This is a genomic window from Dyadobacter ginsengisoli DSM 21015 (genome assembly GCF_059568735.1).
Genome location: NZ_JCANTY010000001.1, coordinates 1,112,740 through 1,131,530, shown reverse-complemented (window position 1 = coordinate 1,131,530; position 18,791 = coordinate 1,112,740). Strand labels below are relative to the sequence as shown.

General features: G+C 49.3%; 19 protein-coding genes. 14 read left to right on the top strand and 5 right to left on the bottom strand.

The window, feature by feature from the left end:
- Positions 1 to 11 precede the first annotated feature (11 nt).
- From BP71_RS04060 to rluF, 3 genes are all read right to left on the bottom strand, one after another.
- On the bottom strand, positions 12 to 758 hold the full coding sequence (locus BP71_RS04060) for a hypothetical protein (RefSeq protein WP_496376870.1): 747 nt from the start codon (positions 756 to 758) through the stop codon (positions 12 to 14).
- Positions 759 to 1,298: 540 nt separating this feature from the next.
- Complete coding sequence (locus BP71_RS04055; RefSeq protein WP_496376868.1) at positions 1,299 to 2,546, bottom strand: serine hydrolase; 1,248 nt, start codon at positions 2,544 to 2,546, stop codon at positions 1,299 to 1,301.
- A 73-nt stretch (positions 2,547 to 2,619) separates the two neighbouring features.
- A complete protein-coding gene (gene rluF / locus BP71_RS04050) occupies positions 2,620 to 3,366 on the bottom strand; it encodes a 23S rRNA pseudouridine(2604) synthase RluF (protein WP_496376866.1) in 747 nt (248 codons plus the stop codon).
- 160 nt (positions 3,367 to 3,526) lie between these two features.
- On the opposite strand from rluF, the gene BP71_RS04045 reads away from it, so the two are divergent.
- Together BP71_RS04045 and BP71_RS04040 are read left to right on the top strand one after the other, a co-directional pair.
- Positions 3,527 to 4,825, top strand: coding sequence for an acetylxylan esterase (locus tag BP71_RS04045; protein ID WP_496376864.1), 1,299 nt, complete (start codon positions 3,527 to 3,529; stop codon positions 4,823 to 4,825).
- A 28-nt stretch (positions 4,826 to 4,853) separates the two neighbouring features.
- Positions 4,854 to 6,158, top strand: a complete 1,305-nt coding sequence (locus tag BP71_RS04040) for a Gfo/Idh/MocA family protein (RefSeq protein ID WP_496376862.1) — start codon at positions 4,854 to 4,856, stop codon at positions 6,156 to 6,158.
- Between the two features lie 3 nt (positions 6,159 to 6,161).
- On the opposite strand, the gene BP71_RS04035 is transcribed toward BP71_RS04040, so the two are convergent.
- Positions 6,162 to 6,518, bottom strand: coding sequence for a hypothetical protein (locus tag BP71_RS04035; protein ID WP_496376860.1), 357 nt, complete (start codon positions 6,516 to 6,518; stop codon positions 6,162 to 6,164).
- Between the two features lie 160 nt (positions 6,519 to 6,678).
- Positions 6,679 to 7,005 (bottom strand): tetratricopeptide repeat protein, encoded by a 327-nt coding sequence (locus BP71_RS04030; RefSeq protein ID WP_496376858.1) that lies wholly within the window; start codon positions 7,003 to 7,005, stop codon positions 6,679 to 6,681.
- 94 nt (positions 7,006 to 7,099) lie between these two features.
- Here BP71_RS04030 and BP71_RS04025 point away from each other — a divergent pair, with 94 nt between their 5' ends.
- From BP71_RS04025 to egtB, 12 genes are all read left to right on the top strand, one after another.
- Positions 7,100 to 7,837 (top strand): electron transfer flavoprotein subunit beta/FixA family protein, encoded by a 738-nt coding sequence (locus BP71_RS04025; protein ID WP_496376856.1) that lies wholly within the window; start codon positions 7,100 to 7,102, stop codon positions 7,835 to 7,837.
- Between the two features lie 33 nt (positions 7,838 to 7,870).
- A complete protein-coding gene (locus tag BP71_RS04020) occupies positions 7,871 to 8,845 on the top strand; it encodes an electron transfer flavoprotein subunit alpha/FixB family protein (RefSeq protein ID WP_496376854.1) in 975 nt (324 codons plus the stop codon).
- A 333-nt stretch (positions 8,846 to 9,178) separates the two neighbouring features.
- Positions 9,179 to 9,772, top strand: a complete 594-nt coding sequence (locus tag BP71_RS04015; protein WP_496377746.1) for a bifunctional nuclease family protein — start codon at positions 9,179 to 9,181, stop codon at positions 9,770 to 9,772.
- Between the two features lie 128 nt (positions 9,773 to 9,900).
- Positions 9,901 to 10,779, top strand: a complete 879-nt coding sequence (locus BP71_RS04010; protein ID WP_496376852.1) for a cell division protein FtsX — start codon at positions 9,901 to 9,903, stop codon at positions 10,777 to 10,779.
- A gap of 59 nt (positions 10,780 to 10,838) precedes the next feature.
- A complete protein-coding gene (locus tag BP71_RS04005; RefSeq protein WP_496376850.1) occupies positions 10,839 to 11,054 on the top strand; it encodes a DUF3098 domain-containing protein in 216 nt (71 codons plus the stop codon).
- The gene (locus BP71_RS04000; RefSeq protein WP_496376848.1) at positions 11,051 to 11,827 is read left to right on the top strand and encodes an undecaprenyl-diphosphate phosphatase; all 777 of its coding nucleotides are present in this window, start codon (positions 11,051 to 11,053) and stop codon (positions 11,825 to 11,827) included. Before BP71_RS04005 ends, BP71_RS04000 begins: the two co-directional genes overlap by 4 nt.
- Positions 11,828 to 11,865: 38 nt before the next feature.
- Entirely contained in the window at positions 11,866 to 12,567 is a 702-nt protein-coding gene (gene truB / locus BP71_RS03995; RefSeq protein WP_496376846.1) for a tRNA pseudouridine(55) synthase TruB, read from the top strand.
- On the top strand, positions 12,564 to 13,490 hold the full coding sequence (locus tag BP71_RS03990) for a bifunctional riboflavin kinase/FAD synthetase (RefSeq protein ID WP_496376844.1): 927 nt from the start codon (positions 12,564 to 12,566) through the stop codon (positions 13,488 to 13,490). The genes truB and BP71_RS03990 overlap by 4 nt, the downstream gene beginning before the upstream one ends.
- A gap of 135 nt (positions 13,491 to 13,625) precedes the next feature.
- Positions 13,626 to 15,008 carry a mercuric reductase gene (locus tag BP71_RS03985; RefSeq protein WP_496376842.1) on the top strand — a complete coding sequence of 461 codons (1,383 nt, stop codon included), beginning with the start codon at positions 13,626 to 13,628 and terminating at the stop codon, positions 15,006 to 15,008.
- A 111-nt stretch (positions 15,009 to 15,119) separates the two neighbouring features.
- Positions 15,120 to 16,073: an ABC transporter ATP-binding protein gene (locus BP71_RS03980; RefSeq protein ID WP_496376840.1), complete on the top strand. Its 954-nt coding sequence runs from the start codon at positions 15,120 to 15,122 to the stop codon at positions 16,071 to 16,073.
- Positions 16,073 to 17,650, top strand: a complete 1,578-nt coding sequence (locus BP71_RS03975) for an ABC transporter permease/substrate-binding protein (RefSeq protein WP_496376838.1) — start codon at positions 16,073 to 16,075, stop codon at positions 17,648 to 17,650. Before BP71_RS03980 ends, BP71_RS03975 begins: the two co-directional genes overlap by 1 nt.
- Entirely contained in the window at positions 17,631 to 18,788 is a 1,158-nt protein-coding gene (egtB, locus tag BP71_RS03970; protein ID WP_496377745.1) for an ergothioneine biosynthesis protein EgtB, read from the top strand. The genes BP71_RS03975 and egtB overlap by 20 nt, the downstream gene beginning before the upstream one ends.
- The last annotated feature ends 3 nt before the right edge of the window (positions 18,789 to 18,791 follow it).

Here is an 18,791-nt window from a genome sequence, read left to right as displayed (position 1 = left end):
TTCCGCCGATGCTAAGATCCGGCAAGCACCTTGCCATATTCGATCACCCCATTCTGGTATTTAATATACGACCTTGCCCTTACTCTGGCAGGTGCATTGATTGGCAGGACTTTGCTGTGCTTGCCGAGAGCCAGCGGCAAGTCGAACACAACCTTATTGTCCGATAAGTCCGGATCTTTCGTCAATTGTTCGCTCAGGTTATTTGTATAAACATATACAACGCCATATTCCGCGATTGGTAGACTCCCCAGCTCTCTCACATCTATTTTGGCAAAAACAAACCCGTTTATAGAAGCAGTTGGCTCGGCTTCTATAACCGCGGTATCATACCAAATGTACTCCAATATGTTTCCATAGACAATTGAATCATCTGAAAGGATCGCGTATGCGCGATAGTACATTCTTTCAAAGCTACTTACAGGGAGATTGTGCCCCGTCTTGTAGCTTCCGGCTTTATCAGGATTACTTACAGTCGCTACTTTTGTATCGGAAACAGTTGGCACAGCATGAAATGAAGGGTTATTTACAAACCTTAGTGAGTAAACAATACCGATTTCTTTAATAGGCTTCGACCCGATATTTTCAAGTTCTGCACCAATAATATAGAAATTCTCAGGTTTGTAATTCAACCTTGTCTCAATAGTCTTAATAACAGGTGCTACTGCTGTTTCGGGCTGAGGCGCATGATCCGTACAGGAAAAACAAAAGAACAAGACAAACGCGAGCAGTCCGCCAATTCGGATAGATAATTGTTTCATGGTTTGATTTCGTTTAAATGGATGTATTTAGCTATTCCAAATACAATTATAGATTGGTTGGCTGGGCATTTCAGCACCCCAAATGGCACGGATAATCAAACGGCAATCAATCAATTATTCATCGGTTTTCGAACCTATTGGGGAGCAACGCCATCTTGCCTCACATGCTTCCTGTTAGATATGAGAAAAAGGGTGACTGCTCCTGTCCCCGCCAACAACACTCGCCAAATCCTTCAAAGGAATCCATTGAAAGCGCCCGTTGGGAAATTCCTCATTCGCTGGGTCGTAGCTAACGCTTACTTTTTGACATGCACTTTATAACGCCAGTATTCAATGGTGTCGTCCGTGTACTCGCCTAGCTTCATTTCCATACAACATGGATGGATTTTAGGATCGGCAGGACAGCCTGAAATAGCCGATGGCAGGGGAAAGTGTCAATTGCACCTGATTAAGCTGCAATGGTTTGGCCGGAAAGCATTTTCGCTCGGCCAGGAGGATTTCCTGATCAGCCTTCGCCGCATCGTAGCACAGACGAACAGGTCAGTAATTCACCCGGAATGCGGATAAATCGGGTAGCTGTTTCTTTTTCCGGCCCAGCTCGTATTGGTAAATCAGCTGCCCCAGATTTTTCATAAAAGGATAACAAACTTCCTTGTATTCATAACGATCGTCGTTATAGACGCCGTCTTCGTTTGACTGGACGACTGCGCTAAGCAAAAATTCTACTTTGTTCTCAAAGTCCACGACATAGGCATTGTCGATGATGAACCCATATGAATCGCCGTATTTATTGAAAATCCTGATATTCGGCCGGGGGATCGTTTCCTTATCCGCTCCATAGAAAAGAAATTTGGCGTACAAAGGCCAGTACTCCTGCGGATCATACTTTGGGTAGTCGCTTTCTGTTGGCAATTTACTCATGTAGGTGTAAATCAACCGGTAATCATCCGGCATCAAATGGAACCGTTCCGAAATGGAAAATGCCTCAGGAAAAAGCAGTTTCTTCATCACCTTTTGCTGGTCGGAAAGGCTGAATGCATTCCTGTTCGCCATATTGAATGGTTTGTTCACAAGCCTGTCGGAACTATCCATGTAGGCACGTCCCATCAAAGTGTTGGTGAGGTTCAATGGGTAATCCTTCAAATCAAACTGCCCTGGTTGGCTAAACAGTAATTTTGATCCTTCGTAAAAGCGGATAGGATTAGTATGTCTGGAAGTCTCTTCGGTGTCTTTGACAGCATAGCGGTTGAGAATCCGGCTGGTCCTGAGACCATGATCTGCCAGTCTGCGATTAATCTCCGCGCGACCGATCCATTCATAAAGCCGGTTATAGGCGTCATTGTCGCTTACCAGCAGAATCTTTTTAATGTAATGCTCCAATGAAGGAAATCCGTTTGCCGACGAGCTGTCCCGCTCCACAGCCGTTTGCCTGGTAAAGTCGGCCTCCGTGATCATGGTGCTCGTTTTGCTCAAACCGGGAATTCCCAGCTCGTTCAATTTTTCCAAAGCAAAGATCACCGTCGGCAGCTTAACAGTGCTGGCCGGAAAGAAATAGTGAAGATCGTCCAGATTATAGCTGAAACTCTTGAAATGCGGCACGTTCTTTTTGTCACGATCGATCTGCGTATACAGGATCTGAACCTGGTTCTTTTCGGGATGATTGAGTATCCCACTGAAAAGATCCGGACGGCCTCGGAGCAGCTTCCCGAGGAACAATGTATCGGGCTTTTGTGCAGCCGAGATCAGGCTGACGGACAGTAGCAGGGTTATGAGCAGGAGTTTAGGCATCGGATGCTTGTTGAGTCAGAGGACTGAGACCCTGGCTAAGTCCCAGGCTGAAGTCCTGGGTGCAGATGAGTAGTTACTCGTCCCAATTATCCAGGTATGAGCCCTCCTCGGTTTTAACTGAATGGGCCACGGCCTCATTGATCTCTTTCATTTCAACCGGTGTCAGGTCGCGCCATTTGCCGGTGGGCAGGTTCTGGAGCGTCACGTTCATAATCCGGACCCGTTTGAGCTTCGTTACATGATAGCCCAGGTATTCGCACATCCGGCGGATCTGACGATTAAGTCCCTGCGTGAGGATGATCGTAAAAACGTAGCTGCTTTCCTTCCTGACGAAACATTTTTTTGTGACTTGTCCCAATACCGGCACACCAGACGACATTTTTTGTACAAAATCGGGAGTAATCGGTTTGTTAACCGTCACCACATATTCCTTTTCATGGCTATTTCCTGCCCGCAGGATCTTATTGACGATATCACCGTCGCTGGTCAGGAAAATAAGTCCCTCCGAAGGCTTATCGAGCCTCCCGATCGGAAAAATGCGCTCCTTATGCCGGATGTAGTCGATGATGTTGCCTTTGATATGCCGTTCCGTCGTACAGGTAATGCCCACCGGTTTGTTGAATGCAATATACACCGCCGCTTTTTTTACTTTCAAGGGCTTTCCGTTGATTCTTACATCGTCTCCTTCCGATGCCTTATCGCCCAGAACAGCCACACGGCCATTCAACGTCACGCGACCTTGCTCCACGAGCTTGTCCGCTTCCCGCCTCGAACAAAAGCCTGTTTCGCTGATAAATTTATTGATCCTGATTGGCTCCACTGTTTAAATGACCTTTTCCCTCGTCAAGGTTTGCTAAATAGCAGCCAAATTAATCCAAATCGGAAAAAATATGTGGTTACAAACAAAGATTCCCTGGTTTTTCCTCTTTATCTCACAATTCTAAATCTATTCCATCATCAAATAGAACAATTGCCGGTCTATGAAAAATCGCTTTTTACTGAGTCAGCTCTTAATCTGGATAACAATCTTTTCCCTGCACGCGCAGCCGACCAGGCGCCCGGTCGAGGTGATCGTCACCACCGACCGTGACGACTGGACCTACAAACCCGGTGATAAAGTGCAGTTTATCATTACCGTATTGCGCAATGGTAATCCCGTGAAAAATGCCCAGGTCCGTTACGAAATCGGTCTCGAAAAACTCGACCCGACCATTAAAGAAAACAAAACAGCTGCAAATGGCTCTCTGACCATCGATGGCGGAACTTTAAAAACGCCCGGTTTCCTGCGCTGCATTGCCTGGGCCACCGTCGACGGAGCGGAATTCCGAGGGCTGGCCACGGCCGGTTTCGATCCGTTGAAAATACAGCCAACCGTTGCAAACCCCGAAGATTTCGACACTTTTTGGGATACTGCAAAAAAGGAACTGGCAAATGTGCCCATGGACGCGAAGATGACTTTGTTGCCGGAACGCTGTACCGAAAAAACGAATGTGTATCATCTGAGCCTGCAAAACAACCGTCCCGGCGTACGTGTCTACGGGATTTTGAGTATTCCCAAAAAAGAGGGTAAGTATCCCGCATTGCTGCGCGTTCCCGGAGCAGGCGTACGTGCCTATGCAGGCGACGTAGCCACGGCCGACAAAGAGATTATCACGCTGGAAATCGGTATTCACGGCATTCCCGTAACCATGAACCCGTCGGTGTATCTGGATATGGGCCAGGGCGTATTGAACGGCTACCCGGCCTACAATCTGGATGACAAGGATAAGTTCTATTACAAAAGGGTTTACCTCGGCTGCGTACGCGCCAATGATTTCCTGACCAGCCTGCCACAGTATGACGGCAAAAATCTGGCCGTAACCGGTGGAAGCCAGGGCGGCGCATTATCGATCATCACTGCCGGCCTGGATCAACGGGTCAAATGGCTGGGAGCATTCTATCCTGCACTGAGCGATGTAACCGGCTACCTGCACGGACGCGCTGGCGGATGGCCCCATTATTTTGATAAAAACGGGGTTAAAACCAATAATACCAAAGAGAAACTTAACACCGTGGGCTATTATGACGTGGTCAACTTCGCGAGAAGGGTTAAAGTGCCAGGCCTTTACATCTGGGGCTTCAACGACGAAACCTGTCCTCCTACTTCGATGTATTCGGCCTACAATGTCACAACTGCCCCTAAAGAGCTGAAACTCTTCCTCGACACCGGACACTGGACTTATGCCGAAGAGCGGGAGATCATGAACAATTGGCTGGTCGAAAAACTGAAAGGCAAATAACCAAAGAAAGTATACCGAAACTCATTTTATGGATCGCAGAACATTCATTGAAAAGTCGGCGCTTGCCGGTGCGGCTTTTTCGTCGCTTCCGTTGCTTACCGCATTGAAAAGGGCAGCTCCGTATCGTACGGCGCTGATCGGCGCAGGCTGGTGGGGGACGAATATTTTACGCTGTGCCGTTCAGGCCGGAGAATCGAAACTCGTTGCATTATGCGACGTGGATCAGAACCAGCTAAAAACGTGCGCGGAAGTGTTTTCCAAACTCACACCGGATAAACCAAAACTCTATGGCGACTTCCGGGAAATGCTGGCGAAGGAAAAGCCGGAGATTGTAATCGTCGCCACGCCCGATCACTGGCATGCACTGTGCTGTATTGCCGCCATCGAATCAGGGGCACATGTATATGTCGAGAAACCCATTTCGCATACCATTCGGGAGGGCCGGGCGATGGTCAATGCAACACGGAAGCATGGGCGCATCGTGCAGGTAGGAACGCACAGGCGCGTATCCCCGCACAATGTGTCCGGGATGGAATTCCTGAAATCAGGCAAGGCCGGTAAAATAGGAATGGCGCGCGCATTCGTGCATTACGGGGGCGGATCTGGTCAGAAAACGCCTGATTCAGAGCCGCCGCAAGGCATGGATTGGGATTTTTACTGTGGCCCCGCCCCATTGGTTCCTTACAACAAAACCATCCACCCGCGCGGGTTCCGTGGTTACCTCAATTTCGCAAATGGCACACTCGGCGACTGGGGGATTCACTGGCTGGACCAGGTGCTGTGGTGGTCGGAGCAAAAGTACCCGAAGAAAATTTATTCCACAGGAGGCCGAGCGATCCGGCAGGACAATACCGATGCCCCGGACCATCAGGTTGCCGTCTATGATTTTGACGGCTTCACTCTGGAATGGGAGCACCGCAATTTCGCAGCCAACAATGCGGAAAAAACACATCCCAACCAGGCCGTAGGAGTTTATTTCTACGGCACGGAAGGGACGTTCCACATGGGTTGGCTGGATGGTTGGACATTTTATCCCACCAATCCCAACAAGCCGGTCATCCATCAGGACGCGCAGCTCAACAAACCCGATGACCAGAATATTCAGCAGCTTTGGGCCAATTTTCTGGACTCGATCAAAAGCAACAAGCCGCCGATCTGCGAAATCGAGATCGGACAGCGGTCGACCAATGTAGCTTTGCTGGGTATGCTTTCGTACAAATTGGGAAGAAGCATCGTTTGGGACGGCGAAAAAGAGCTGATACCCGGTGATGATGAAGCCAATAAGCTGCTTAGCAGAACCTACCGTGGGGATTGGAAATATCCCCAGGTATAGGCATTAATCAATTTTGATAACCTCCGCGGGGATTTTGTGCTGATCCACCAGTTCACGGGTGAAGCGCACGTGCCCGCGGGGGGCCATGAGATACAACTTGGCGCCCTTCATCCCTGCAAGCTCGCTAAGCAGCTTCCATTTAGACAGGTTCCCCTGCATTTGGTCCGTTTTCATGCAGACCTCCAGATAATGCCTGTTAAACATGTTCACGCCCGTTACATCAGGGGTAAAGCGCGTGTTATCCGCTGCCCTTTCATAAGATTTCGGTGTCTCGTATCCTTCCATGTTGGCCTGGATATCCTTAAAACCGTGCGACTTTGCCCACTTAATTACCTGTGGGATGAGTGATTCCTTTTCCATATTTAAATTGTATAATTTTTACCCGATTAAGCGGGGGACTGCTAAAAAAATCCAGCCGAGACTGAAACAGAGGAAGCGCGAGAGAAATAGCTACCCGGTATCCGGGAATTAATGAAAGGTACCTTATTTTCTGGAAATCAACAAATTAACCAGCCCTAAATCAATCTTCCAGCTCATCAAGAAAACTGTTGTAGGCGGAAAGAAGTTCGCGGTGCGCTTTGGCATCCTTTTGTGCCTGAGCAATTTCCACACCTTTCTGATAAATTTCCTCAGCCCTTTCCACCTGGTCCAGTGCTGCAAAAAATGCGCCAGCGTGGTAGTAGGTTGGCAAATAATCAGGATGCCTGGTTAACAGAAGGTCAAAAAAGCGCCGCGCCTCATTAACATCCGACTTGGTGTATTCGATCGCCAGTGCATATGCATTAAACGGATCGGCTGGATCCTCTTCATAAAACGCAAGCAAATTAGTGACTAAAGTGTTATTCATTGAAATTATTATGCTTGCATACCATTTACTTTTCCTTTAATTTGCCCGGGTAAAGTTATTCTCTTCAAACGCAAAGATACGTAACCATACCCTTATGAAAATACTCGTTTGTATAACTAATGTTCCAGATACAACCGCCAAGATAACTTTCACAGATAACAACACCCGATTTAATAAGGCTGGTGTGCAGTTTATTATTGGCCCTTACGACGACTATGCACTGGCGCGCGGAGTCGAATTGAAAGAGCAAACCGGCGGCAGCCTGACCGTCCTGCATGTAGGCGAAGCCGATGCTGAACCGCAGATACGCAAGGCGTTAGCGATCGGAGCCGATGATGCGATCCGTATCAATGCAGAGCCGTTGGACTCTAATTTTACCGCCGTACAGATCGCTCACATAGCCAGTCAGAACAGCTATGATCTGATTTTGATGGGCCGCGAATCCATCGATTACAACAGCGGCGTCGTGCATGGCCTCGTGGGAGAAATACTTGGAATTCCTTCTTATTCTCCGGTCATGAAACTGGAAATCGACGGAAATAATGCCACCTTAACCCGTGAAATCGACGGCGGGAAAGAAGTTTTGCGGGCACCTTTGCCTTTGGTGTTGGGCTGCCAGGAACCCATCGCCGAATGGAAAATCCCCAATATGCGCGGCATCATGACCGCACGGACCAAACCTCTGCAGGTGGTGGAACCCGTGCAGATTGACGACATGACAGTCCCTCAGTCCTACACCCTACCCGCTCCGAAAGGCGCTTGTAAAATGATCCCCGCGAGCGAGGCTGAAACCCTGATCAAACTTTTACAGACCGAGGCGAAGGTTCTCTAAGTTTTTGACCTTTTACACTAATTTGAAATCAACATGTCAGTCCTTATATATGTAGAGCTGGACAATGGCTCGATCAAAAAAACTTCTTTGGAAGCGGTAGCCTACGGTGCGCAGGTCGCCGTGAAAACCGGTATAACCGCCACCGTGCTGGCAATGGGCCAGGCCCAGGCCTCGGAACTGGAAAGAGCCGGGCATTACGGGGCTACCAAGGTCCTGCACGCTGCGGACGACCGGCTGCAACACGAAAACAGCCTCGCCTATGCCGATGTACTTGCGCAAGCCGCGCAGCAGGAAGGCAGTAAGGTCATCATCCTGTCCAAATCCGGGTTAGGAGACGCTATGGCCGCACGTGCGGCGGCAAAGCTGAAAGCCGGGATCGTTTCGGGCGTCACATCCCTGCCCGAAACGGATGGCGGTTTCAGCGTAACCCGCAGTATTTTCACAGGCAAAGCGTTCGCGACCACCGAGCTTAAATCAGATATTAAAGTCCTGGTCGTGCGTAAGAATGCCATTGAGATCGACGAGTCGGCATTAACCGCCCAGGCAGCGGAGGTAGTAGCATTCAGCCCCATACTACGTGATTCCGATTTCAAAGCGACCGTCCTGAGTGTAGAAAAAGCGGATTCCGAGCTGTCCCTCACCGAAGCCGAAATCATCGTATCGGGCGGACGTGGTATGAAAGGGCCCGAATATTGGCAACCACTCCTCGACCTCGCTAAGGCGTTGGGAGCTGCGACTGGTTGTTCAAAGCCTGTCTCTGATCTCGACTGGCGTCCGCACCACGAACATATCGGACAAACGGGTATCAAAGTAGCCCCGAACCTGTACATTGCCTGCGGTATTTCGGGCGCTATCCAGCACCTCGCAGGTGTGAACGGATCGAAGTGTATCGTAGTGATCAATAAAGATCCCGAAGCACCGTTTTTCAAAGCGGCTGACTACGGAATCGTCGGAGATGTCTTCGAGGTCCTTCCTAAATTGACAGAAGCAGCAAAAAGCCTCAAATAAGAACGCAGAGGCTATTTTTTGAAATTAATTGAACAGGTATAAATCTAAAAAGAAGCTAAAAATCAACCTGTTAAGTTTATTTGATTTTACCACCGGCCGTACCTGCGGCATCTTAACCCGTGCTGCATTTTTTTATGCAGCACGGGTTATTTATTTTTGCACCTTTGATTCGCCAATGGTGTTTTTCAAACAGGAACACTTTGATAGATTTACATGTTAATGCGTTGAAAATCAACATTCAATTAACATCTGAATTTTATAGACCGGGGTCACCATTGCAATCCGGAGGCAAATTCACCACAACTGTTAACCATTTGCGCATTTAATTTGAACGTGAAAAAAATCAAGTTAGAAATTCTGGGGCTTTCACCAAGCCAATCCCAAGCTGGCTCTTTCGCGCTGGTTCTTGGCGAAGAACTAGGCAACCGAAGGCTGCCCATTATCATCGGTGTCTTCGAAGCCCAGGCGATAGCCGTCCAGATTGAAAACATAGTGCCTAACCGCCCGATGACGCACGACCTGTTCAAATCATTCGCAGAAGGCATGAACTACACACTGAAAGAAATCGTCATCTCCGATCTCAAAGAAGGTATTTTTTACGCCAAAATCGTTTGCACTGATAATTTGCGGGAAGTTGAGATCGATGCGCGCCCCTCGGACGCCATTGCCATCGGACTGCGTTTTGATATTCCTATTTATACCTACGAAACCATTTTATCAGAAGCAGGCATCGTTTCCAGCTCCGTGAGCGAGGAAGAGGATGAAGACGAAGACGCTGTACGCGAAACGATCAGGCCTGCCGGCTCGAAAGAATCACTGCGCGATCTCTCCTTCGACGAACTCCAGCGCATGCTCGATGACGCCCTCAATAAGGAAGACTACGAGAAGGCCGCGAAGATCCGGGACGAAATGGGAAGAAGAAACTGAAAATCCCATTATAGTTAAAAATAGTTAAGGATTGTCCTGCAAAGGGCTGTTTTGAAATTATAATCCTTATTTTTGCCCGAGTCGTTTCCCTGCAAACCGAACCAACGACGAGCGAAATCTACGCTGTTATGCCGAAAAAAAAGAAGATCGGGAGTTATCCCAACGCAATGATCGTGATGAGCCTGACGGCTGCATTGTTCCTGATCGGCTTTTGCGGGCTCCTGGTGATCCAATCCAAAAAACTGGTGTCCATCATCCGTCAGAATATTGAAGTACGGGTGTTTATCAATAAAGAAGTGGCCAAGGCCGGACAGGATTCTGTATTGCAGGTCATCCGTAGCAAGCCATTCGTACTGAAATCCACGGAGACGCAGGCGATCACATTTGTGTCGAAGGAAGAAGCCGCGAAAGAATTCATCGAAGGCACCAAAGAAGATTTTGCCACATTCCTAGGTGAAAATCCCCTGCGGGACAGTTACCGCGTGAAAATTCAGGAAGACTATTTTGAAGAAGCCAAGCTGCAACTCATCAAAAAAGACCTGGAAAAGATTAAAAACGTATATGAGGTGGTTTATCAGGAAGACCTGGCGGACAACATCAATCGCAATGTTACCAAGATCTACATCGTGCTGGCCAGTTTCGCCCTCGTCATGCTGATCATTATCGTACTCCTGGTGAACAATACCATCAAACTCGCCATCTATTCGCAACGCTTCCTGATCCGCAGTATGCAGTTGGTGGGCGCCACCAACGGATTTATCCAGAAACCTTACGTGCTGCGCGGTGCCGTCCAGGGCCTGATCGGCGGCGTTCTGGCGGGCACTATGCTGATCGGACTGCAGCAACTGGCGATCCGCAATGTGGAAGGCCTCGCGATGCTTCAGGAATACGACAAGATCGTGATGCTCGTAGTGATTGTGCTGGCACTTGGCGTTATGATTGGGGTTGCAAGTACCTATCAGTCGCTCGCCCGCTATCTGCGTATGACGCTGGACGATCTTTACTGATCCGTCCGCACCTTATCCTCTTTCAGACTATTCAGAACAGTAACCGATAAATAAAAGTTATGAGTACTTCAAAAAATGAACTCCCATTTTCATCATCCAATTATGTGATGATGCTCACCGGTATCGCGGTAATCCTCGCCGGCTTTCTGATCATGACCTTCGACAGCGAAGAATTCGGTTTCGGCTTTCTTGGTCTGACGCTCGGCCCCATTATCGTCATCACCGGCTTCATCATCGAGTTCTGGGCGATCTTACGTAAACCCACGAATTCATGAGCATCTGGCAGGCGATCATTTTAGCAATTGTTGAAGGAATTACCGAGTTTTTGCCCATCTCTTCTACCGGGCACATGATTATTGCCTCCTCTTTCATGGGGATCAGCCATTTGGAATTTACCAAAATGTTTACGGTCAATATCCAGTTCGGCGCTATTCTTTCCGTATTGGTGCTTTACTGGAAACGTTTTTTCCAGACTACCGACTTCTATTTCAAACTTTTGGTCGCATTCCTTCCGGCTGCCGTGATCGGCTTTCTGCTGAACGACTTCATCGATGCGCTGCTTGAAAACGTTTGGGTAGTAGCGATCTCGCTGTTACTCGGCGGTATCGTTCTGATCTTTATCGACCGCATTGCCAATGATACCCGTGAAAAGGAAATATCCTACGGAACTGCCCTGAAAATCGGTTTCTTCCAATGCATTGCGATGATTCCCGGGGTTTCACGGTCTGCATCAACCATTATAGGGGGAATGTTGCAGGGCCTGTCCAGAAAACAAGCCGCCGAGTTTTCCTTTTTTCTCGCGGTACCGACCATGGCAGCGGCAGGCGGTTATAAACTCCTGAAAACCTACGACACGATCCAGTCGGAAGACATTCAGACGTTACTGATCGGCAACCTCGTGGCCTTTATCGTGGCCATGCTGGCGATCAAATTTTTCATCAGTTTCCTGACTAAGTACGGTTTTAAGGTATTCGGTTATTATCGCATTATCCTGGGCCTGATCTTGCTGGGCCTGCTGGCTTCGGGATACCAGCTGGACGTGGTGTAAGCCATCGTCCCGATTTTTATTACCTCCATCTAAAAGATTTGAAACAAGAAGAGAACATACCCGACGAAGGGGAGGTCATATTGATCAACAAGCCCTTGACGTGGACTTCATTTGATGTCGCAAACAAACTCAAAAGAGCTTGCAAGTTCAAAAAGATAGGCCATGCCGGTACACTGGACCCGCTCGCTACCGGCCTGCTGATCCTGTGTACCGGTAAAAAAACCAAACAGATCGACAATTTCCAGGCACAGGAAAAAGAGTATACCGGAACGCTGGTATTAGGCAAAACTACGCCGTCTGTAGACCTGGAAACGGAGTTCGATGCCGAATATCCGACCAGCCACATCACAGCCGATATACTGGAAGCCGCACGGGCTCAGCTTACCGGCCACATTGAACAGGTTCCGCCTATTTATTCAGCGGTAAAAGTCGACGGTGAACGGCTCTACAAAAAGGCCCGCCGCGGCGAAGTGGCTGAAATCAAGAAGCGGCCGGTGGAGATCAAGCTGTTTCAAATCGATCCCACCCATTTTCCGTCCATCGATTTTAGGATCATTTGTTCAAAAGGTACTTATATTCGCAGTATCGTTCGGGATTTCGGTCAGCTTGCGGGCAGCGGCGCTTATATGAGCGCATTATGCAGGACGCGGATCGGAGATTTCGAACTCAAAGATGCATGGGACCTGACGGCCTACATTCATCAGAAACGAGTAGCTTTGAATTTGGAAGTTGACGAATGAATATTTATCATAGCCTGGATTCCTTTCATAAACTGGAATACGGCGTCGTAACAAGTGGCACCTTTGATGGAGTACATCTTGGACATCAGAAAATACTTTCCCGCCTGAAAGAAATCAGCGAACAATCCGGGGGCGAGACCGTAGTGCTTACCTTCTGGCCTCATCCGCGCACCGTCGTTTCAGAAGACAGCCAGGGTTTGCAATTGCTTTCCACGATCGAGGAAAAAATCGAACTGTTTTCTCAGCTTGGGATTCAACATCTGGCAATCGTCCCTTTTACGCGGTCTTTCTCAGAATTATCTTCGCAAGAATTCATACAGCAGATCCTGGTCGAAAAGATCGGCACTAAAAAGCTGGTGATCGGTTATGACCACCGCTTTGGCCGGAATCGGGAAGGTAGTTTCGAATTTTTGAAAAAAAACTGCTCTGAATATGGTTTTGAGGTAGAGGAAATTCCCAGGGAAGATATCGAGCACACGGCTATCAGCTCGTCGCGAATTCGTAAAGCACTGATTACAGGACACATACACGAGGCCAATGACCTCCTGGGCAGGGCTTACTCCCTGTCTGGAACGGTGGTGAAAGGCAAACAACTCGGCCGGACCATTGGATTTCCCACCGCCAACATTCATGTGCATGAATCGTACAAGCTGGTCCCGATGAATGGCGTATATGTGATCAACGCGGTTTACAATGGACAGACATTCAGGGGCATGCTCAATATCGGCACCCGCCCTACTGTGGATGGAATTGGCCGGACGATCGAGGCTAATCTCTTTGATTTCGACAAAGAAATTTATGGGGAAGATCTGAAAATCGAACTGCTGCATTACTTACGGCCCGAACAGAAATTCAATGGTCTGGATATGCTCGTGAAGCAGATCCATATCGATCAGGAAAACAGCCTTGCCTATTTCTCCTGATCAGCAAAAATTCTTTTTTGAAATAAGTACAGTTTAAGCGTGCCCTATCCGGCACGCTTTTATTATGACCGCTATACGTAGAATCATCTCCATGACTGCTTTGGCACACGGCAGCGACACAAATTCAACTTTTGTATGAAACATTACGACGCAATTGTTATCGGAGCAGGTCAGGCTGGCACCCCACTTTGCCGTAAACTGGCCGAATCCGGCTTGAAAACTGCATTAATCGAAAAGCGTTGGGTTGGTGGAACCTGTGTAAATGACGGCTGCTCCCCGACCAAAGCCATGGTAGCCTCAGCGAAAGCGGCTTGGTCAGCCAGACACAATGAATCTCTCGGCGTGCATGTCGGCAGTATTACCGTCGATCTCGATCAGATTCTTGAACGCAAAAACCAGATCGTTCAAATGATGCGCAGAAACTCTGAAAAGCGCATCGAAGAGACCGCGAATCTTGACCTCATATACGGGACCTCCAGGTTTACGGGCCGCAAAGAAATCACCGTTGCATTGAACGGCGGCGGTTCCGAAGTACTCACAGCTGACAAATTCTTCATCAACACCGGCCTGCAGCCGTTCATTCCTGATATCGACGGCATTCATAAAATCCCCTACCTCACTTCCACCTCCATCATGGATATTGAGGAAGTACCCGAACATTTGCTGATCCTCGGAAGCGGCTACATCGCACTGGAATTTGCACAGATGTTCAGCCGGTTTGGCAGCAAGGTCACACTGGTCGAGCCGTCGGACCGCATCCTGAAACGAGAGGACGGGGATATCGCGGAAGCAATCGTCAAAATCCTGGCGCAGGAGGCCATTGAAATACTTACCGGAACCGAAGCAATCGCATTCAGCCAAAACGGGCATATCATTACCGCCACACTCCATGCCGCAGGCAGAACAACCCAACGGTTCTGTACCCACGTGCTGGTAGCGGCCGGTCGAAAACCCCTCACCGGGGAAATGGGTCTGGATATCGCCGGAATAGAACTCGATCATAAGGGTTATATCCGGGTCAACGACCAGCTCGAAACTTCCGCACCCGGTATTTATGCGCTGGGAGACATCAAGGGCGGCCCGGCATTCACACACGTTTCATATGACGATTACAGGCTCATTGTCCGTCATGTAATCGACAAGCAAAGAGTTAGTATCGCCAACAGGCTGGTACCTTCCTGTATTTTCACTGATCCTCAACTCGGCCGCGTAGGACTAACCGAGCAGGAAGCGCGTAAAATGGGGCTGGAAATCAAAATTGCCACATTAACCAATGACAGCGTAGCCCGTTCCATCGAAACTGGTGACGAGCGGGGAATGATGAAGGCCGTCGTGGATGCCAAGACCGACAAGATCCTCGGTGCCGCCGTGCTCGCGGAACAGGGAGGCGAGATCATTACCGTCCTTCAAATGGCGATGCTGGGAGGTATTACCTGGCAACAGGTCCGGGACGGGATTTTCGCGCACCCTACTTATTCAGAATCGCTGAACAACCTCTTCATGAGCCTGAAACAATAATCCAACCGATTTTTCTTGCGTGAAATGGATCGTTTTCGGGCAGATTTATGTAGAATCTAAATACGCAGATCCAGTTTGCGAACCTAAACCACCGAGCCCAAACGATACGTCATGATCGTCGTCGAGCACCTCAGTAAACATTTCAATGATATTCAGGCCGTTGACGACATTTCCTTTACAGTGAAGGAAGGCGAGACAATGGTGTTGCTCGGAACGAGCGGCTGTGGCAAAACAACCACGCTAAAAATGCTCAACCGGCTTGTCGACGCGACCTCCGGGCAAATCCACATTGCCGGAAAGGATATTTTTCGCGAAAAGCCTGAACTGGTCCGGCGCTCAATCGGATACATTTCACAAAACAACGGGCTTTTCCCCCATTATACCGTCAGTGAAAATATCGCGATCGTTCCCAGACTGCTTGCCTGGAATGCATTTGACATCCGTCAGAAAACAGAACAACTCCTTACACGCCTCCGATTACCCGCCGAGGCTTTCGAAAGTAAATACCCCGATGAACTCAGCGGCGGGCAAAAACAGCGGATTGCCATTGCGAGGGCACTTATCGCCGACCCGCCGGTGCTGCTGATGGACGAACCCTTCGGTGCGCTCGATCCCGTAACGCGTGCTGACGTGCGCAAAGCTTTCGCCGACCTACCGGAACTGAAAAACAAAACCGTCGTGCTGGTTACGCATGATGTGCAGGAGGCATTGGAACTGGGCGACCGGATTTGCCTGATGGATCGCGGGCGCATTATCCAGCTGGGTTTGCCGGGTGAATTGCTGTTCCGGCCGGTCAATGATTTTGCTAGATCTTTCTTCGGTCAGCAACGTTTTCTGCTCGAATTGAAAACTATTTTGCTCCGCAGAGAAATTACTGCGTTACCAAATTCAAAAACTACGTCTAAATATTACTTGACTCCGGATCAGAATCTTTGGGACGCATTGGATGCGATTTCGACTAGAGGCCTGGAAGCAATAAATGTGCAGGAACCGGACGGGACGGTCAAAAGCATTTCCGTATCCGACATTTACAGGATTTATAACCGTGTAAAACAAGACAGCTGATGGAAGAGCAGCAAAGCTTAGGGGCATTCATGATGCAGCAGGCAGACAAGCTGTGGGCGCAAACCATCGCGCACATTGGTCTGACATGCATCTCGCTGCTCGTCGCCGTCGCTGTCGGCCTCCCGTTGGGCATCTGGATCGCCCGCCGGAAAAGAGCCGCATGGTTTGTGTTGGGCTTCGCCGGCGTTCTGCAAACCATTCCCAGCATTGCCCTGCTCGGATTTATGATCCCTTTGCTGGGTATTGGTGCATTACCGGCAATTACAGCGCTGTTCCTTTACGCATTGCTGCCTATTATCCGTAATACTTACACGGGCATCACAGGCGTCGATCCGGCGGTGCGGGAATCGGCGGTAGGCATGGGGATGACTTACTGGCAAGTGCTTTTCAATGTGGAATTACCCCTTGCGATGCCCGTAATTCTTGCAGGAATACGGACGGCCACCGTGATCAATGTCGGCGTGGCTACGCTGGCCGCCTACATCGCGGCAGGCGGTCTCGGGGAATTTATTTTTGGCGGGATTGCGCTGAACAACACGCAAATGATCCTTGCAGGGGCAATACCGGCAGCATTACTGGCCATTTTACTTGATTTTTTGCTTTCGCTCATTCAAAAAAGCGACCTGAAACGGATGCGAAAAGCGACGCTGATATTGCCCGCAATGCTACTGGGACTCTCTTCTTTTTACCTGATACCCCATGCCAAAGCCAAAATGCTGGGCGGTTTCACACCGGAATTCATGGGGAGGGAAGACGGTTATCTGGGTTTAAAATCGGTGTACCAGCTCGATATCCCGACCGTCGTGATCAGCGATGCGGTGATGTACAAAGCAGCGTTTGAGAAAAAACTGGATGTGATCAGCGGATACAGCACCGACGGCCGTCTGAAAGCATTCGACCTCGTCACGCTGGAAGACGACCGGCATATTTTTCCTCCGTACTATGCAGCTCCGCTGGTCCGCAAAGAGACGCTTGAACGCTATCCTGAACTGCACCCTGCGCTCGAAATACTGACGGGGTTCATCAACGACTCGGTCATGACCGAATTGAATTATCGCGTCGATTATCTCAAACAAAGCCCTGAAAAAGTAGCACACGATTTTCTGCTGGCCAAAAACCTGTATAAAAAACCCGCCAAGGGAGATAGCGGAACGATTCGCCTCGGCTCCAAGATTTTCGCCGAACAGTACATCCTCATCCATATGTACAAAGCGCTGATCGAAGGCAATACGAATTTGAAAGTTGTAACCAAGACCGGGCTTGGAGGGACGAAGATCTGCTTTGACGCATTACAACATGATGAAATCGATATGTACCCGGAATACACCGGCACGGGTTTACTGGCCATACTGAAAGCAAACAAAACGCAATTGCAACGCCTGTCCGGCGACCGGGACAAGGTTTATGATTTTGTCAAAACTGAATTCGCGAACCGGTACCGGCTGGAATGGCTCCGGCCCATCGGTTTCAATAATGCCTACGCACTCATGATGCGACGCGGACAGGCACAATCCTTGAATATCCAAACCATCACCGACCTGAAAAACTATGCAACTAATGGAAACCACCGGCATTAGGGAAGCGTACCGGAATGTCCGGAAACACAGCGAGAAAATTTGTGCGCCGCTGGAAACTGAAGATTATGTTCCCCAACCAGTGCCATTTGTGAGCCCTCCCAAGTGGCATCTGGCCCATTCCACCTGGTTCTTCGAGACATTTATACTGAAATCGTCTGTGCCCGGGTATCAGGTCTACGATCCGGATTTCAACTACCTTTTTAACAGCTATTACAATAATGTAGGAGAGCGCACATTGCGCACAGACAGGGGAAATGTTACACGGCCCACCACCAAAAGCGTGTATGCCTACCGGAAATATGTCGACGAGCAAATGGATGCGTTTCTGGAAGAATGCTCCGATGCGGATGTACTGGCGTTGGTGGAACTCGGCTTGCATCACGAGCAGCAACACCAGGAATTGCTGGTGACGGATATTAAGTACATTCTGGGCCATAATCCGCTGTTCCCCATTTACAGCCCAACACATCATCTTGTGAATGGGCGTAACTCCGAAACGGGAATACTGACAATCCCGGAGGGAATTTATGACATCGGCCACCAGGGAGAAGGCTTCTGTTTCGACAATGAGTTAGGTCGTCACAAAGTATATTTGCACGAGTATGAAATCAGCAAAGCGCTGGTTACCAATGGCGAGTACCTGGAATTCATGGAAGCAGGTGGTTATCAGGATTTCAACCTTTGGCTGGATGAGGGCTGGTCGTGGGTAAATGGCAATGCGGTCCGGAGCCCGATGTATTGGCACAAAATCGATGGCGTGTGGCATCAGTATACGCTTGCCGGACTACGGCAGGTCGAGCCCGAGGCGATTCTGAGCCATATCAGCTTTTTCGAAGCAACGGCATTTGCCCAATGGAAAGGAATGCGGCTCCCGACCGAGTTCGAATGGGAAGCGGCTTCAGTGAATTTCGATTGGGGCCAGCGTTGGGAATGGACCAACAGCGCCTACCTGCCCTATCCTGGTTTTAGCAAGGCGCCAGGTGCCGTTGGCGAATACAATGGCAAATTTATGGTGAATCAGATGGTGCTGCGCGGCGCATCGGTCGCCACTTCACCGGGACATGCACGCAAAACTTACCGTAATTTCTTCCACACACACGAGCGCTGGCAATACACAGGCATACGGCTGGCCCGATAAATT

What these genes read in the sequence shown, in the direction of transcription:
- BP71_RS04060 (WP_496376870.1), bottom strand. Translation starts at nt 758, where the DNA reads ATGAAACAATTATCTATCCGAATTGGCGGACTGCTCGCGTTTGTCTTG.
- BP71_RS04055 (WP_496376868.1), bottom strand. Translation starts at nt 2,546, where the DNA reads ATGCCTAAACTCCTGCTCATAACCCTGCTACTGTCCGTCAGCCTGATC.
- BP71_RS04045 (WP_496376864.1), top strand. Translation starts at nt 3,527, where the DNA reads ATGAAAAATCGCTTTTTACTGAGTCAGCTCTTAATCTGGATAACAATC.
- BP71_RS04040 (WP_496376862.1), top strand. Translation starts at nt 4,854, where the DNA reads ATGGATCGCAGAACATTCATTGAAAAGTCGGCGCTTGCCGGTGCGGCT.
- BP71_RS04035 (WP_496376860.1), bottom strand. Translation starts at nt 6,518, where the DNA reads ATGGAAAAGGAATCACTCATCCCACAGGTAATTAAGTGGGCAAAGTCG.
- BP71_RS04030 (WP_496376858.1), bottom strand. Translation starts at nt 7,005, where the DNA reads ATGAATAACACTTTAGTCACTAATTTGCTTGCGTTTTATGAAGAGGAT.
- BP71_RS04025 (WP_496376856.1), top strand. Translation starts at nt 7,100, where the DNA reads ATGAAAATACTCGTTTGTATAACTAATGTTCCAGATACAACCGCCAAG.
- BP71_RS04020 (WP_496376854.1), top strand. Translation starts at nt 7,871, where the DNA reads ATGTCAGTCCTTATATATGTAGAGCTGGACAATGGCTCGATCAAAAAA.
- BP71_RS04010 (WP_496376852.1), top strand. Translation starts at nt 9,901, where the DNA reads ATGCCGAAAAAAAAGAAGATCGGGAGTTATCCCAACGCAATGATCGTG.
- BP71_RS04005 (WP_496376850.1), top strand. Translation starts at nt 10,839, where the DNA reads ATGAGTACTTCAAAAAATGAACTCCCATTTTCATCATCCAATTATGTG.
- BP71_RS04000 (WP_496376848.1), top strand. Translation starts at nt 11,051, where the DNA reads ATGAGCATCTGGCAGGCGATCATTTTAGCAATTGTTGAAGGAATTACC.
- BP71_RS03990 (WP_496376844.1), top strand. Translation starts at nt 12,564, where the DNA reads ATGAATATTTATCATAGCCTGGATTCCTTTCATAAACTGGAATACGGC.
- BP71_RS03985 (WP_496376842.1), top strand. Translation starts at nt 13,626, where the DNA reads ATGAAACATTACGACGCAATTGTTATCGGAGCAGGTCAGGCTGGCACC.
- BP71_RS03980 (WP_496376840.1), top strand. Translation starts at nt 15,120, where the DNA reads ATGATCGTCGTCGAGCACCTCAGTAAACATTTCAATGATATTCAGGCC.
- BP71_RS03975 (WP_496376838.1), top strand. Translation starts at nt 16,073, where the DNA reads ATGGAAGAGCAGCAAAGCTTAGGGGCATTCATGATGCAGCAGGCAGAC.
- egtB (WP_496377745.1), top strand. Translation starts at nt 17,631, where the DNA reads ATGGAAACCACCGGCATTAGGGAAGCGTACCGGAATGTCCGGAAACAC.